General features: G+C 72.1%; 13 protein-coding genes. 7 read left to right on the top strand and 6 right to left on the bottom strand.

Annotation, left to right across the window (positions count from 1 at the left end; translation table 11 throughout):
• Position 1: 1 nt before the first annotated feature.
• Positions 2-1,318, top strand: a complete 1,317-nt coding sequence (locus LRM40_RS21525) for an ATP-binding protein (protein WP_151125859.1) — start codon at positions 2-4, stop codon at positions 1,316-1,318.
• Positions 1,319-1,333: 15 nt separating this feature from the next.
• Here LRM40_RS21525 and LRM40_RS19115 read toward each other — a convergent pair whose 3' ends face one another.
• Both LRM40_RS19115 and LRM40_RS19110 read right to left on the bottom strand, forming a co-directional pair.
• The gene (locus LRM40_RS19115) at positions 1,334-1,678 is read right to left on the bottom strand and encodes a DMT family transporter (RefSeq protein WP_231067910.1); all 345 of its coding nucleotides are present in this window, start codon (positions 1,676-1,678) and stop codon (positions 1,334-1,336) included.
• 49 nt (positions 1,679-1,727) lie between these two features.
• Positions 1,728-2,459, bottom strand: coding sequence for a siderophore-interacting protein (locus tag LRM40_RS19110; RefSeq protein ID WP_022981159.1), 732 nt, complete (start codon positions 2,457-2,459; stop codon positions 1,728-1,730).
• Positions 2,460-2,494: 35 nt separating this feature from the next.
• Between LRM40_RS19110 and LRM40_RS19105 the strand changes: the two genes are divergently transcribed.
• Positions 2,495-3,001, top strand: a complete 507-nt coding sequence (locus tag LRM40_RS19105; protein ID WP_231067909.1) for a MarR family winged helix-turn-helix transcriptional regulator — start codon at positions 2,495-2,497, stop codon at positions 2,999-3,001.
• A 27-nt stretch (positions 3,002-3,028) separates the two neighbouring features.
• Here the strand turns inward: LRM40_RS19105 and LRM40_RS19100 are convergent, their stop codons facing one another.
• The 3 genes from LRM40_RS19100 to LRM40_RS19090 are packed head-to-tail and all read right to left on the bottom strand — an operon-like array spanning position 3,029 to position 8,132.
• Positions 3,029-3,871, bottom strand: a complete 843-nt coding sequence (locus tag LRM40_RS19100; RefSeq protein ID WP_151125857.1) for a DUF6671 family protein — start codon at positions 3,869-3,871, stop codon at positions 3,029-3,031.
• A complete protein-coding gene (locus LRM40_RS19095) occupies positions 3,868-6,423 on the bottom strand; it encodes a YbcC family protein (RefSeq protein ID WP_231067908.1) in 2,556 nt (851 codons plus the stop codon). The genes LRM40_RS19100 and LRM40_RS19095 overlap by 4 nt, the downstream gene beginning before the upstream one ends.
• A gap of 41 nt (positions 6,424-6,464) precedes the next feature.
• Entirely contained in the window at positions 6,465-8,132 is a 1,668-nt protein-coding gene (locus LRM40_RS19090; protein ID WP_151125697.1) for an NADH-quinone oxidoreductase subunit L, read from the bottom strand.
• A 109-nt stretch (positions 8,133-8,241) separates the two neighbouring features.
• Here LRM40_RS19090 and LRM40_RS19085 point away from each other — a divergent pair, with 109 nt between their 5' ends.
• From LRM40_RS19085 to LRM40_RS19065, 5 genes are all read left to right on the top strand, one after another.
• The gene (locus LRM40_RS19085) at positions 8,242-9,129 is read left to right on the top strand and encodes a LysR family transcriptional regulator (RefSeq protein ID WP_151125696.1); all 888 of its coding nucleotides are present in this window, start codon (positions 8,242-8,244) and stop codon (positions 9,127-9,129) included.
• 165 nt (positions 9,130-9,294) lie between these two features.
• On the top strand, positions 9,295-9,747 hold the full coding sequence (locus tag LRM40_RS19080; RefSeq protein ID WP_151125695.1) for a hypothetical protein: 453 nt from the start codon (positions 9,295-9,297) through the stop codon (positions 9,745-9,747).
• A 28-nt stretch (positions 9,748-9,775) separates the two neighbouring features.
• Entirely contained in the window at positions 9,776-10,171 is a 396-nt protein-coding gene (locus tag LRM40_RS19075; RefSeq protein ID WP_151125694.1) for a GFA family protein, read from the top strand.
• A gap of 65 nt (positions 10,172-10,236) precedes the next feature.
• Positions 10,237-11,364, top strand: a complete 1,128-nt coding sequence (locus LRM40_RS19070; RefSeq protein WP_231067907.1) for a L,D-transpeptidase family protein — start codon at positions 10,237-10,239, stop codon at positions 11,362-11,364.
• A gap of 12 nt (positions 11,365-11,376) precedes the next feature.
• Positions 11,377-12,396: an SDH family Clp fold serine proteinase gene (locus LRM40_RS19065; RefSeq protein ID WP_151125692.1), complete on the top strand. Its 1,020-nt coding sequence runs from the start codon at positions 11,377-11,379 to the stop codon at positions 12,394-12,396.
• A 24-nt stretch (positions 12,397-12,420) separates the two neighbouring features.
• Here LRM40_RS19065 and LRM40_RS19060 read toward each other — a convergent pair whose 3' ends face one another.
• Positions 12,421-13,716: an acetylornithine deacetylase/succinyl-diaminopimelate desuccinylase family protein gene (locus tag LRM40_RS19060; protein WP_151125691.1), complete on the bottom strand. Its 1,296-nt coding sequence runs from the start codon at positions 13,714-13,716 to the stop codon at positions 12,421-12,423.
• Between the last annotated feature and the right edge of the window lie 76 nt (positions 13,717-13,792).

Below are 13,792 nucleotides of genomic sequence, written 5' to 3'. Positions count from 1 at the left end.
CATGCCCTTGCTGTCCGGCAGCCGCCTGTTCACCCGCTTCTTCCTGGCCCTGCTGGTGATGGCCCTGAGCCTGACCCTGGTGCTGGGGGTGGTCTTCTACCTGGAACGCAGCCGGGCCATGGCCGAACTGGTGGTGGACCGCTGGGCCCCGGCCCTGCGGGCCGCGGCCGGCCTGTGGACGCTGGACGACCCGCCTCCATCGCGCGAGACCGTGGTGCTGCAAAGCGCCCAGCGCCCACCGGCCGCGGGCAGCGTGCCGGTCTATGCGGCGCGGCTGACGTCCCTGCGGGACGTGCTGACCGACCGCGGCCTGCCACCCCTGGCGCTGGCCGTGGACAGCCGCCAGCGGCCGGCCACCTTGTGGATCGAACTGGCCAGCGGGCCGACGGGCACGCCGCGCTGGTATGGCATCCGCGAACCGCTGATCGCGCCCTCGCCGCCGCAGCGCATCCTGGCCGTGAGCGGTGGGGTCGTGCTGCTGGCCGCGCTGCTGGCCTGGTGGCTGGCCCGCTGGCTCACCCGGCCGCTGGACGCGCTGCGCCAGCGCATGGCGCGCTTTCGGCCGGGGCAGACCCTGGACGAGGGTGCCGCCCCCCTGCCCGGGGCCAGCGAGGAGGTGCTGGCCATCGACGAGGCCTGGCAGGCCCTGGCGCGGCGCCTCACCCGCTTCGAGCAGGAGCGGGCCCTGATGCTGGCCGGCGTGTCCCATGACCTGCGCAGCCCGCTGGGCCGCATCCAGCTGGCCGCCAGCCTGCTGCCTGACACGCCGGAGGTGGCCCAGCGCCGCGCCGTCATCGAGCGCAATGTGCAGGTGGCCGACCAGCTCATCCAGGGCTTTCTGGACCATGCCCGCATCGGCACGCTGGCCCTGGACCAGGCGGTGGACCTGACCCAGGTGGCCCGGCAGGTGGTGCTGCAGCGGCACGATGCCGCCGAAGCCGCGGGCTTTGCCCTGCGCGCCGAACTGCCCCCCACCCTGGTGCTGCCCCACAGCCACCCGCAGCTGCTGGAGCGGCTGCTGGCCAACCTGGTGGACAACGCCCTGCAGTACGGCGGCAGCCCGGTGGAAGTGCGCGCGGGCGCGTCAGGCGAGCGGTTCTGGCTGGAGGTGCAGGACGGCGGCCCCGGCATCCCGGCGGATCAGCACGAGCAGGTGCTGCAGGCCTTCTACCGCGGCGACCCCGGCCGGGCCCGCCCCGGCACCGGCCTGGGCCTGGCCATCGTGCGCGAAGCCGCGCTGCGCCTGGGCGCAACGCTGACGCTGCACAACGGCTCGCCCGGTTTCACGGTGCGCCTGGAAGGGCCGCTGGACCCTTGATCCAGCCGGATCGGCTCAGCGCGATTCGCCCAGCTGCAGCCCCGCGATGCCCAGCACGATCAGGCCGATGCAGGCCAGACGCAGCGGCGAAGCCGCCTCGCCGAAGGCCAGCAGCCCCACCAGCACCGTGCCCACCGCGCCGATGCCGCCCCACACGGCATAGGCCGTGCCGATGGGAATGACCGTCAGGCTCAGGCTCATCAGGTAGACGCTCAGCCCCCCGAACAGCAGGGCGGAGACGGCGGGCAGCAGGCGGGTGAAGCCCTGGGACAGCTGGACCGAGGTGGAAAAGGCGACCTCGAGGGCGCCCGACACCAGGATCAGGGTCCAGGCGATCTTGGGTTGGGTGATGTCGAACATGGCAGACACTCGGCTGGGAGCCGGCCAGTCTGCCAGAAGCCACGGAGACTCAGCCGTGGGCGGCCGCGCCACGCTTCCAATAGGCCGCCGAGCGGATCAGCTTGGGGTCGTGGCCCTTCTCGTCCACCATCACGTCGCGCAGCGCCGCGGCCACCGCGCCTTCGGCGCCGCACCAGACATAGCCCTCGCCCGGCGGCAGGGTGATGGCGCGCGCCGCGTCCACCAGGGCCTCGGCCGTGTCGACCCAGCCCAGGTCCAGCGTGGCCGCCGTGGGCGGCAGCAGCGCACGGTCGGCCGCATCGGCCAGGGCCAGGCGCACGATGGCGCGGCAACCGGCGGGCAGCTCCTCCAGGCGACGCGCAATGGCCGGCAGCGCCGTCTCGTCGCCGATCAGCACATACCAGTCGAAATCATTGGCCACCACGAAGGAGCCGCGCGGGCCGGCCACCGTCAGCGTCTGGCCCACGGCCGCCTGGGCCGCCCAGCTGGCCGCCGGGCCCTCGCCATGCAGGGCGAAGTCCAGCACCAGGGTGCGGGCGGACGTGTCGAAATGGCGCGGGGTGTATTCGCGCATCACCGTCTCGCCCGTCGCGTCGGGCAGGATGATCTTCACATGGTCGTCGTGCGCCGCGGAGACGAAATCGGCCAGCGACTCGCCCGTCAGCGTGACGCGCTGGAACAGCGGGCTCAGCCGCTCCACCCGCTGCACCTGCAGCGCGCGCTTCTTCAGTTCATGCCGCACCCGCTGCACCCGCGGCGTGTCGGTCTCGTTCGTGCTCATCACGTTTTCATCTTACTTCGTTGATAATGTCAACCATGATCCCCAAAAAAGTTGACACTGTCAACAGAAAGGGCAAGACGGCGCCCGCCCCCGAAGCCTCGGTGCTGGACCTGATCCACACCGTGATGCATGGCGTGCGCAGCCTGCAGTACCAGTGGCCCGACGAGCCCGCCCTGGCCGGGCTGACCCCCATGGAAGGCAAGGTGCTGGGCTTCTTCGCCCGCCACCCCGGGGCCACCCAGCGCGACCTGGCCCAGCACAGCGGCCGCGACAAGGCCCAGCTGGCGCGGCTGATCAAGTCCCTGCGCGAACGCGGCCTGCTGCTGGCCCAGGAAGACGGCAGCGACCGCCGCCAGGTCTGCCTGCGGCTGAGCGACGCGGGGCAGGCGGTGCGGGACACGCTGCAACAGCGTGAACGCACGCTGGAGCAGCAGGCCCTGGCCGGCCTGAACCCGGCGCAGCGGCAACAGCTGGGCGAGCTGCTGCGCAGCGTGCAGGCCAATCTGGCGGCTCTGGCGGGAGACGACCCCGCGTCGCCGTGACGATCGTGCCGCCCCACCCAGGGTCACTCAAGGATTGCAGCGCTCGCAGTGCTGCGGCTCGGCCCAGCGCCGGTCGGCCCGGGAGCGCAATTCGGCGTGGCTGCAGCGCACGCAGCGCCAGCGCTCGCTCTGCCAGAGCGAGCTGGGACCGCCGCAGCGGCGGCAGGGCAGCGTGCCCTCGCGCTGGGTGATCCAGTAGCCCGGGGCCTGGCAGGCAGGGCAGCGGGACAGCAGGCGCTGGGCCAGATCGCGCGCAGCCTGGCCGATCCGGGCCATGCGCTGCGGGTTGGCACAGGCCCGCAGGTCATTCTCGAGGAAGACCTGGCCGTCCGCGGCCAAGGCGCGGCAGCGCGCGAAGCCGGCCTCGAGGCTGGCCCAGTCGGGCAGGTCCTTGAGGATGCGGGGGTCGTCCTGGTCCTGCGGGCGCAGCACCAGCCCCTGGGCCGGAAAGCCCTGGCGCTCGGCAAAGCGGCGCGCCTGGTCCCAGTCCGCGGTCTGCAGGTGGCCGGCATGGCCCGCGCCCTGGGCCATGCCCACCACCTCCAGCCCGAGGCGATCGTCCAGCAGCACCAGCAGCTCGGTGTTCCAGCTGAACATGCCGGAAAAGGGGTCTGGCCCGAAGCTGCCTTCGCTGCCCAGGCCGACGGGGCAAGCGGCCAGTGTCATGCCGATGCGCGCCTTGCGGCGTGCGGCCTCCAGCTGGGTGCCCGGGCGGGGCCGCTCGCGGGTGAAGGTGCCCAGCTGGTCGGTGTCGAAGCCGCCCACCCGTTCCACCTGGCAGCCCAGCACCGTGGCCAGCTCTGGCCCCACCACCGCTTCCTTGCCATGCTGGGTCAGCAAGACGACACGCTGGGCCTGGTAGTCGCTCATGCGGGGGCCACCCCCGAGACGGCCTGCCACTGTCCCGCCTGGTAGCGCTCCAACCCGGTCTCGCCAAAGCGCCACAGGTGCAGCCAGCCGTGGTCCACCAGCTGGCGCACCACCTGCTGCGTGGCCAGCACCTGCGCGATGGCCGCGGCCGGAGCGTCGATGACCACCGTCAGCCGCAGCGGCTCGTGCATCCAGCGCTGCCCATCGTGCACCGACTGGCGGGCCAGGCCGATGCGCAGGTCGCCGCCGTTGCCCTCGAACACGCCGATGCGGCCGCCCACCACGTTGTGCAGCAGCTTGTTGCCGCTGCCCAGGCGCTCGGGCTCGCAGACCGCCGCGTGGTACTGCCAGTTGATCCAGTGGGCCACCAGCATCGGGGCGGTCATCAGCTGGGTCAGCAGCTGGCCTTGGGGGTCGGCCTCGGGGTCGTAGTCGTGCAGGAAGGCCCGGCCGTCCAGCAGCACGCCGCGCGTGCGGTGGCGCGGGGCGATGACCAGCGCCGCGTTGCCGCTCAAGCCCCATTCGGGACGGGTCTGGGCGCCGTCGTTGGCGCGCCGGCGCAGGGTGTTGAGCAGGGCCGGGGCCGGCAGCGTGGGGGCCAGGCCCAGGCTGGGGGCGCGCTCGCGGCGCACCTGGTCGGCGGCGTGTTCGAAGGCCGCCTGCACCGGACCCAGCGCGGCGCGCGTGGCGGCAGGCTGCTGGTCCAGGTCGAACCAGACCATCTCGTCGGTGGCGGTGTTGTGCAGGGCGGCGATGAAGCGGGTGTCCTCGCCCAGCACCAGGCCCCGTTCGGCCAGGCCCTGGCGCACCTCGGGGCGGTTGAGCAGGCGGGCCAGGGCGCGCACGCTGACCTCGCCGGTCTGGCCGCAGCAGGCGCCGCAGTCCAGCGCGGCGGCCTGGGCGTTGTTGGCGCTCTGGCTGCCATGGCCGACCAGCAGCACCAGGGGCGCGGTGCCGCGGTCCAGGCCCATGCCCTGCAGCACGCGGGCGGCCAGGTCCACCTCGGCCGGCAGGTCCAGGCCACCGAGGGTGGGCCGGCACAGCGGCCGGTAACGCGCAGGCAAGCCGCTGCGGTCGGCATCGGCGCGCCGCCCCGCGTGGGGTTGCAGCCAGCCGGCCAGGCGGCCCAGGTAGCCCACGCCCGCGGCCTCCACATACGAGAAGGCGGCACCGGGCCAGCGGCCGGCCGCCTCCCAGCGGGCGCGGCGGTCCAGGCCGCGCCGGCGCGCGCGGGCGGCCTGGGCGGCGGCATCGTCCGGGCTGGCGTGGCCCTGGGCGTCCTCGATCACCTCCCCCACCGCCACGGTGGGCGCCAGTAGGCCCGGCAGGTGCGGGCGCGCCAGCGCCGTGCCCAGCGGCGTGTAGGCCGCCGGCAGGCCGAAGAAGCCGGCGAAGCCGCGCGTCTGCACGGCCGGCCAGACGGCCTCCAGCGCGCGGCGCATGCGCTCGCTGCGCACGTCGATGCAGAACACGGCCTGCACGTCGGGCACCGGCTCGGGCAGCGCGGGCGCGGCCACGCTCAGGCGGCTGGCCAGGCCGCGCTGGTAGCCCTGCTCCAGCGCCAGCTGCCAGACCTCGTCCACCCACAGGGCCTGCTCGGCCCGGGCCAGGCGGGCCGGCGCATCACGCCAGGCCTGGCGCAGGTCGGCCCCGGCACGCTGGCCGGAAGCGTCTGCCTTGCATTCCAGCAGCAGCGCCCCCCAGGCCAGGCGGATGGCCAGCAGCTCGCGCAGGTGGCCGTCCTCGCGGCCCTGCTGCCGGGCCTGCCAGCCCAGGTAGGCGCACCAGCTGGCCCAGCCCGGCACCGTCCACAGCACCGACTCCAGGTAGTCGGCCCAGATGGCCGGGTCCAGCCCCTGGCGCTGCAGGGCCCAGCGCTCCACCTCCTGCCGGCTCGCGGGCAGGGCATGCAGGTGGCGACGCAGCGTGGGCAGGCCCATCAGCCAGGCCACGCCGTGGTCATGGGTCAGGCCGTCGCGCCAGAAGTCGAACAGACCGGCGCTGCGCTCGGGCTGCCAGTCGGCCTGGTGGTGGTCGAAGTAGGCCGCGCAGGTCTGGCTCAGCTGGTGGGTGATGGCCTGGCGCCAGCTCAGGCGCTCGTGGCGCTGGGGGTCGTCGTCCAGCACGTCGATGAGCAGCGGCAGCGGCGTGATGTCGGGCGCGGTCTGCAGCGCCTGCAGGCAGTCGGCCTCGGCCCGCGTGGGGTGGCCCAGCGCGGCCAGGGCGGCGCGCAGATCCTGCGGGGTGATGCGGCCCTCGGCCCAGGCTTGGGCGATGAGCGCACGCGGCGGGAAGACCTGCACGCCGGCCAGCACCGCCAGCCGGGCCGCCACCTGGCGCACAGGGCGGTCGATGCGCGCCCAATGCGGGTTGACGGCAATGGCCTGGTCCAGCGGCCAGGCCGGCGCGAAGCTGCCGCAGGCCTGGGCGCAGGCCGCCTCCACCGCGCCATCCAGGGCGGCCGGGGTCGGGGTGGTCTGCGGATGGTCGGGGGCCCAGCCGCCGGCAGGGGTGGACCGCGCCGCGCGGGGCGCCAGACTCGGGTGGTGCATGGGGAACTCCAGTGTCTGCAGGGTCGCAGGGATGGGTGGGCTCAGGCCGCCGACGCGGAGGCCGGCGCCGAGGACCGGTGCGCCGGCCAGGCGGCGGCGGTACCGGCCCAGGCCGGGGCCGCCCAGCGGGCCGGCCAGAGCCGGCAGGCCAGGCGGGTGACCAGGTCATCGACGTAGTAGCCGGCGTAGGTCCAGCGGCGGGCCGCCGTCCAGACCCCGCGCTGCCACTGCAGCGACGCCAGCCCGAGGTAGAGGACGGCCATGCCGGCCAGGGCCACGGCGCCCAGCAGCGGGTCGGGCTGGTCCTCCAGGCCCATCGGCAGGGCGTGGCCCAGGGCGACCAGGGCGGCCAGGCCGGCCACCATGGCCCCGCCGCTCAGCAGCGCCCGGGCCTGCTCACCGGCGCTGCGGCCGGCACCGCCGGACAGCCACAGCAGCGGCGCCCAGGCCAGCGCCAGCAGGGCGCTCCACCACAGCGGCCAGTGGCCCAAGCCCTGCGGCAGGGCCAGGTGCAGACCGGGGCCACCGACTGCGGCCCAGCCGGCTGGCGCAGCCTGCAGCGCCGCCTGGACCGCGGCCACCACCGCCAGACTCAGCAGCGGCGCCAGCAGCAGGCTGGCACGCCGCACCGGGGCCGCGGCGCTGAGCATGTGCTGCCGGGTGTGGGCCACCACCTCGGAGGCGGCCAGGAAGTGGTGGGCCTTGTAGAGCGAGTGACCGAGCAGGTGCAGGGCCGCCATCTGGTACAGGCCCAGGCCGCACTCCAGCACCATGAAGCCCATCTGCGCCACGGTGGACCAGGCCAGGCGCACCTTGATGCTGATGCGGGTGAGCATGGCGAAGGCCGCCAGCAGCGCGCTGGCCAGGCCGAAGGCCACCAGCAGCGCGCGGGCGGCGGGCACGGCTTCCAGCAGCGGGGCAAAGCGGATCAGCACGAAGCCACCCAGGTTGACCACACCGGCGTGCAGCAGGGCCGACACCGGGGTCGGGGCCTCCATCACCTGCAGCAGCCAGCCCTGCAGCGGCACATGGGCCGTGCGCACGATGACCGCCGCGGCCAGCGCCACCGCGGCCAGGGTCAGGCCGGGCCCGGCGCCCTGCTGCGCGGCCTGGTCCAGCGCCGCAGAGAGCTTGCCGCTGCCGGTGGCCTGCCAAGCGCCTGCGGCGGCGGCCAGCAGCAGCAGGTCGGCCAGGCGGTCGCTGACCCGCTTCTTGTGCGCTGCGAGCTGGGCAAACGGCCGGTCAGGGTAGAAGCACAACAGGCCGTGCAGGGCATGGCCCACCCAGGCCCAGGCCAGGATCAGGATCAACCATTGGTCGGCCAGCAGCAGCACGTGCACGCCGGCCAGCACCCCGGCCAGGCGCCCCATGTAGCGGCCCTGCCCCGGCTCGCCCTGCAGGTAGCGGGACGAGAACACCCCGATCACCGTGCCCAGGAACTGCACCAGCAGCGCCACCCAGGCCGACAGCGGGCTCAGCAGCAGGTCCTCCACCACCGGCAGCGGCGCGCCGCGCCACTGGCGCAGCAGCTGCAGCAGGACGGTCAGCAGCGCCGCCGCCAGGGCCAGGCCGGCGCCGCGGCGGAAGAAGGACCAGGTCGCCGCCGGCGACTCATCGGCCGGCAGCAGGCGGCCCCGCACGGCCACCAGGGTCATCAGGGCAGCCGGGGTGAGGGCGCTCAGCGCCAGGCCGAGGGACAGGGAACTCATGGTGTGGCGGGCTCGGGAAGGGAGGAAATCGATGGCCGTGATGGTGGCCCGCCGGAATCATTCTGTAAAATTCATTGATCAGAACGATTCGTTCTTTTTTGAAGAACAAATGAAGCTCGAGCAGCTGAACTTTCACCACCTGTTCTATTTCTGGCGAGTGGCGCGGCTGGGTCACCTGACCCGCGCGGCCGAGGCCCTGCACACCTCGCAGTCGGCCCTGTCGGCCCAGATCCGGCAGTTGGAGGACCGGCTGGGCGAGACGCTGTTCGACCGCCAGGGCCGGCGGCTGGTGCTGAGCGCGGCCGGCCAGCTGGTCATGGCCTATGCCGACGAGATCTTCGGCCTGGGCCAGGAGATGCTGGGCCGGCTGCAGGGCGGTGGCGACGGCGTGCAGCGCCTGCGCATCGGCAGCGTGTCCACACTGTCCCGCAACTTCCAGGAGAACTGGCTGCGCCCGGCGCTGGACAACCCGGCGGTGATGCTGTCGCTGGAGTCGGGCACGCTGGAGGGCCTGGTGGCCCGCCTGAAGGGTCACCAGCTCGACGTGGTGCTGGCCAACGAGACCGTGCCCACCACCGACCCCGACCACCCCCTGCACTGCCGCCTGGTGGGCAGTCAATCGGTCTCGCTGGTGGGCCCCACCGCGCGCTGGCAGGGTCGGCAGCTGCGCATCCCCGAGGACCTGGCCGGCCTGGACATGGCCCTGCCCGGCCCGCGCCACGCGCTGCGCGCGCAGTTCGACGCCCTGTGCGAGACGGCCGACGTGCGCCCGCGCATCCGCGCCGAGGTGGACGACATGGCCATGCTGCGTCTGCTGGCGCGCGACAGCGGCTGGTTGGCCCTGCTGCCCGAGGTGGTGGTGCAGGACGAACTGAAACACGGCCTGCTGTGCGTGGCCGGCCGCAGCGAGCCGCTGCGCGAGCACTTCTACGCCATCACCGCGCCGCACCGGCTGCGGCCCGAAGCGCTGGACGCGCTGCTCAACCCCTTGCGTTGAGCCCGCCCCCTCAAGGGCGGCGCGGAAGCGACAGGCTTCTTGAGCTTGTCCAAGGAAGATCCTCATGTCCCCAATCCAAAGGGGCCACCGGCGTTCTGCCACGAACCGCTTGGTGGTAGCGTGGCCCCGCCCGGCACCACCCCCACCCCGCAGAATCCTCACGTCATGATCAAAGCGCTGTTCCTTCCCATCGCCCTGTGTGCCGCCATCCTCTGCCCCTCCGCGGCCATGGCCGGCCCCACGGCCGATGCCCTCTCCTCCTGCATGGCGGACAGTTCCACCGGCAAGGACCGCAAGGAGCTCGCCCGCTGGATCTTCGTGGCCATGTCGAGCCACCCCGAGCTGAAGGGCCTGACCACCATCACCCCGGCGGATCAGGAAACCTCGGACAAGGACGTTGCCCGTCTGGCCACCCGGCTCCTGACCGAGAGCTGCAGCAGGCAGGCCCAGGCCGCCATGAGCGCCGAAGGCAACGCGGCCCTGGAGGCCGCCTTCGGCATGCTGGGGCAACTGGCCATGCAGGAACTGATGGCCGACGCCGGAGTGAAGGTCTCGTTCTCGAACTACACCAAGTACCTGGACCGTGCCAGGTTCGAAGCCGTCTTTTCGAAGAAGTGACGACAGCGCCCGCCAGGAGCCCATGCCCATGACGACACGTTTGGCCAGCTGCAGCTGCGGTCAACTGACCGCCACCGTCGAAGGCGACCCGATCCGCGTGTCCGTCTGCCACTGCCTGGCCTGCCAGCGGCGCACCGGCAGCGTGTTCGGCGTGCAGGCCCGCTTCCCGAGGGAAGCGGTCACCACGGCCGGCACGGGGCGCGACTACACCCGCACGGGCGATGCAGGCGGACAGTGCCGCTTCACCTTCTGCCCGGACTGCGGCGCCACGGTGTTCTACAGCCTCGTGGGACAGGACGAATTCATCGGCATCCCGGTCGGCGCCTTCGCGGACCCGGCCTTCCCCGGTCCCGGCATCTCGGTGTACGAGGAACGGATGCACGGCTGGGTGACGATGCCGCAGGGCATCGAGCACCTTTTCTGAGGCGCAATGAGCGCCGAGGGCCGACACGTGATGCCACTGCTGCTCAGGCCGCGATGAGACCGACCTTGACCTCTGCCCGCCTCGCCGCGCTGGAGACGGATGGCTGGACGATCGACGATGGGGAGCAAGCTCATGCGGCCCATCCAGAGAGCTACTGGATTCCGCCACGGGCCGCCCGCACGGCGCTCGGCCCGGGCGATCTCGTCAAGATCCGCTTCTACATCCGCGTGCAGACCCAAACGGGCGAGACAGAAGATCAGGGCGAGCGCATGTGGGTGGAAATCCAGGAGCGGCATGGCGACTGGTACCTCGGAACCCTCGACAACGACCCTTGTTGCACGGATGCCATCCAATCGGGCATGCCGCTGTGGTTCCAGGCCAGGCATGTCATCGACATCGATCTGGGACCGCTCAGTCAACGTCGCTTCCGGAAGATGAAGGCGGCGCGATGGGCGACAGCCAGCCTGAGCCTGATGGCCCTTTGTGCCCTCGTCGTCCTCTGCACGGACCACGGTCAGGCCTGGTTCGGCTACTGGCAGAGCAAGCTGAGAGGGGGCTATCGGCTGGAAGAGCGCCTTGGCCAACTCGCACCGGACGTGGAGCCTGGGCTGCGGCAGGTCTTTGCTGCGGCCGATGTGGCCTTCCCCCCAGCGGAGCTCAGTCTGTTGGCCTTCAAGCGCACGCGAACCCTGGAGGTGTATGCGCGCTCCGAGGCAGCCGGCCCCTGGCGCTACGTGGCCACGCTGCCTGTGCTGGGCCTGAGCGGCCAGCCCGGCCCCAAGCTGCGTGAAGGCGACCGCCAGGTGCCCGAGGGCGTCTACCAAGTCGCCTTCCTCAACCCGAACGGACGCTTCGATGTGTCCATCCGGCTCGACTACCCCAACCGCTTCGATCGGGAGCATGCCCGGCAGGACGGCCGTACCCAGCTCGGTGGCGACATCATGATCCACGGCGCGTCGTCCTCGGTCGGTTGCCTGGCCGTGGGGAACCGCGCCGCCGAGCGGCTGTTCTATCTGGCGGCGCAACTGCCCGGAGACAAGGTCCACATCGTCGTCGGCCCGACCGATCTTCGCAGCGCCGCTCCGCCGGTCATGCAGCCTGGCCAACCACCTTGGCTGCCCGATCTTTACGAAACGATCCGGACCGAGCTCTCGCACTACCCCGCTCCGGCCAACACCCGACCTTTTCTCTGACACCCTTTGCCCATGGACCCCGTCACCCCCACGCCCCCCGCCCGCAGGGTCAAGCAGCCCCCGGTGCTGTTTGCCAAGACCCAGGCCGTGATCGCCCAGCTCGGCGCCCTGCTGGGCGGCCCGGTCATCACCTACTGGAACAACCCGCGCGGCTCGGTGTGTGCCAACGACGTGGTGGCCCTCAACGAGGTGCTGGAGCGCACCGGCACGCACGACACCATCTACCTGTTCATCAAGTCCGACGGAGGCAGTGGCCAGGTGTCGCTGCGCTTCGTGAACCTGCTGCGCCAGCACTGCCGCCGTCTGGTGGCCCTGGTGCCGCTGGAATGCGCCTCGGCCGCCACCATGATCACGCTGGGCGCCGACGAGATCCGCATGGGCCCCACGGCTTTCCTGACCGCGGTGGACACCTCGCTCAACCATGCGCTTTCGCCGCTGGACCGCGACAACGACCGCGTCAGCGTCAGCCTCGACGAGCTCAACCGGGTGGTGCGGCGCTGGCGCTCGGAACAGCACGACTCCACCGAGAACCCCTACAAGAGCCTGTTCGCCCATGTGCATCCGCTGGTCATCGGCGCGGTGGACCGGGCCGAGTCGCTGTCGGTCATGCTCTGCCGCGAACTGCTGGCCTACCACATCACCGACGAGGCCCGGGCCCACGAGATCGCGGCCACGCTCAACTCCAAGTACCCCTCCCACAGCTACCCCATCCTGCTGAACGAGGCGGTGAAGATCGGACTGAAGGCCGCGCCGCTGGCCCGCGAGGTCAACACCCTGCTGCTGGAACTCAACCGGCTCTACAGCGAGATGGGCCAGAAGGCCACCACCGACTTCGACGAGATCCGCGCCCATGGCAACGAGATCCTGAACATCCTGGAAGGCCAGGACGTGCAGGTCTTCTACCAGCACGACAAGGACTGGTTCTACCGCAGCGAGGAACGGCGCTGGATCACCATGAACGACGAGAGCAGCTGGCGTCGCATCGAGCGCCAGCGCGGCAAGCTGCGCCGCAGCATCATGTACGTGGCTTGAGCGGCATACCCCGGCGGGGGCCGCTCAATCCCCCGTGAGCAACCCCCAGGCCGCCAGCGCCATCACCTGCGCCGACAGCACCATGTCGCGGATGCCCACGTACTCGTCGGGCTGGTGGGCCAGGGCCAGCAGGCCGGGGCCATAGGCGATGCAGTCGCGCAGGCGGCCGATGCGGTCGATGTGCTTCTGGTCGTAGGTGCCGGGCGAGCAGACGAAGCGCGCCTCCCGGCCCAGCACCTCCTGCACCGCGCGGGCGGTGTCGCGCGCCACCGGGCGCTCGCGCTCGGTCAGCACCGGGGCCACCGAGAAGAGCTCCCGCAGCCCGTAGTCGAAGTTCGGCCGCTCGGCCTTCAGGCCGTCGAGCAGGCCCACCACCTCGCCGCGCACGCTCTCCAGGCTCTCCTCGGCCAGGAAGCGGCGGTCGATCACCAGGCGGCAGCTGTCGGGCACGCAGGGTGCGGGCAGTTGGTCGCCCTCGGGCTCGGCCTGGCCGCCGTGCAGGGAGTTGAAGTTGACGGTGGACTGGCGCGCCATCTCGGGCACCACCGGCATGGTGGTGTGGCGCGCCGCCAGGGCGGGGATGAGGTCGCGCTCGAAGCGCTCCAGCACCGCGCCCATGTGGCGCACCGCGCAATCGCCCAGGAAGGGCATGGAGCCGTGGGCGATGCGACCGCGGGTCTCGATCTCGGCCCACCAGACGCCCCGGTGGCCGATGCAGACCTGGTCCACCTCCAGCGGCTCGGGGATGATGACGTGGTCCACCCGCGGCTTGCTGAACCAGCCGCGCTCGGCCAGGTAGGCCACGCCGCCGTAGCCGCCGGACTCCTCGTCCACCGTGCCGCTGATCTCGATCGCCCCGGGCAGGCCCAGGCCGCTGTCGATCAGGGCCTCGGCTGCGATGATGGCCGCGGCAATGCCGCCCTTCATGTCGCTGCTGCCGCGGCCGTAGAGCCGGCCGTCCTTCACCACGCCGGCGAAGGGGTCCACCGTCCAGCCCTCGCCGGGCAGCACCACGTCGATGTGGCCGTTGAAATGCACGCAGGGGCCGGCGCCGAAGGTCTTGCGGGCGATGACGTTCCAGCGCGGGTGGCGGTCGGTGTCGCCGGGCGTACCCTCGCCGCGCACATACGTGACCTCAAAGCCTCGCCGCGCCAAACGGTCGCCGATCAGCTCGGCGCAGGCCCGGTAGTCCTCCCCAGGCGGGTTGACGGTGGGAATGCGCACCAGGGCGCGGGCCAGGTCCACCAGTTCGTCCTCGCGGGCTTCGATGGCCTCCAGCAGGGCGATGCGGCGCGGGTCGTCGGCGGTGGGAAAGCTCATGGCGTGCGTTCCGGAACAGGCAGGGCCGCAGTATCCCGCCGCCCGCCGACACGGTCACGGGTCGCGTCGGATCCGG

Source organism: Ideonella dechloratans (assembly GCF_021049305.1).
GTDB classification, from domain to species: domain Bacteria; phylum Pseudomonadota; class Gammaproteobacteria; order Burkholderiales; family Burkholderiaceae_C; genus Ideonella; species Ideonella dechloratans.
This window is presented reverse-complemented; position numbering and strand designations above follow the sequence as displayed.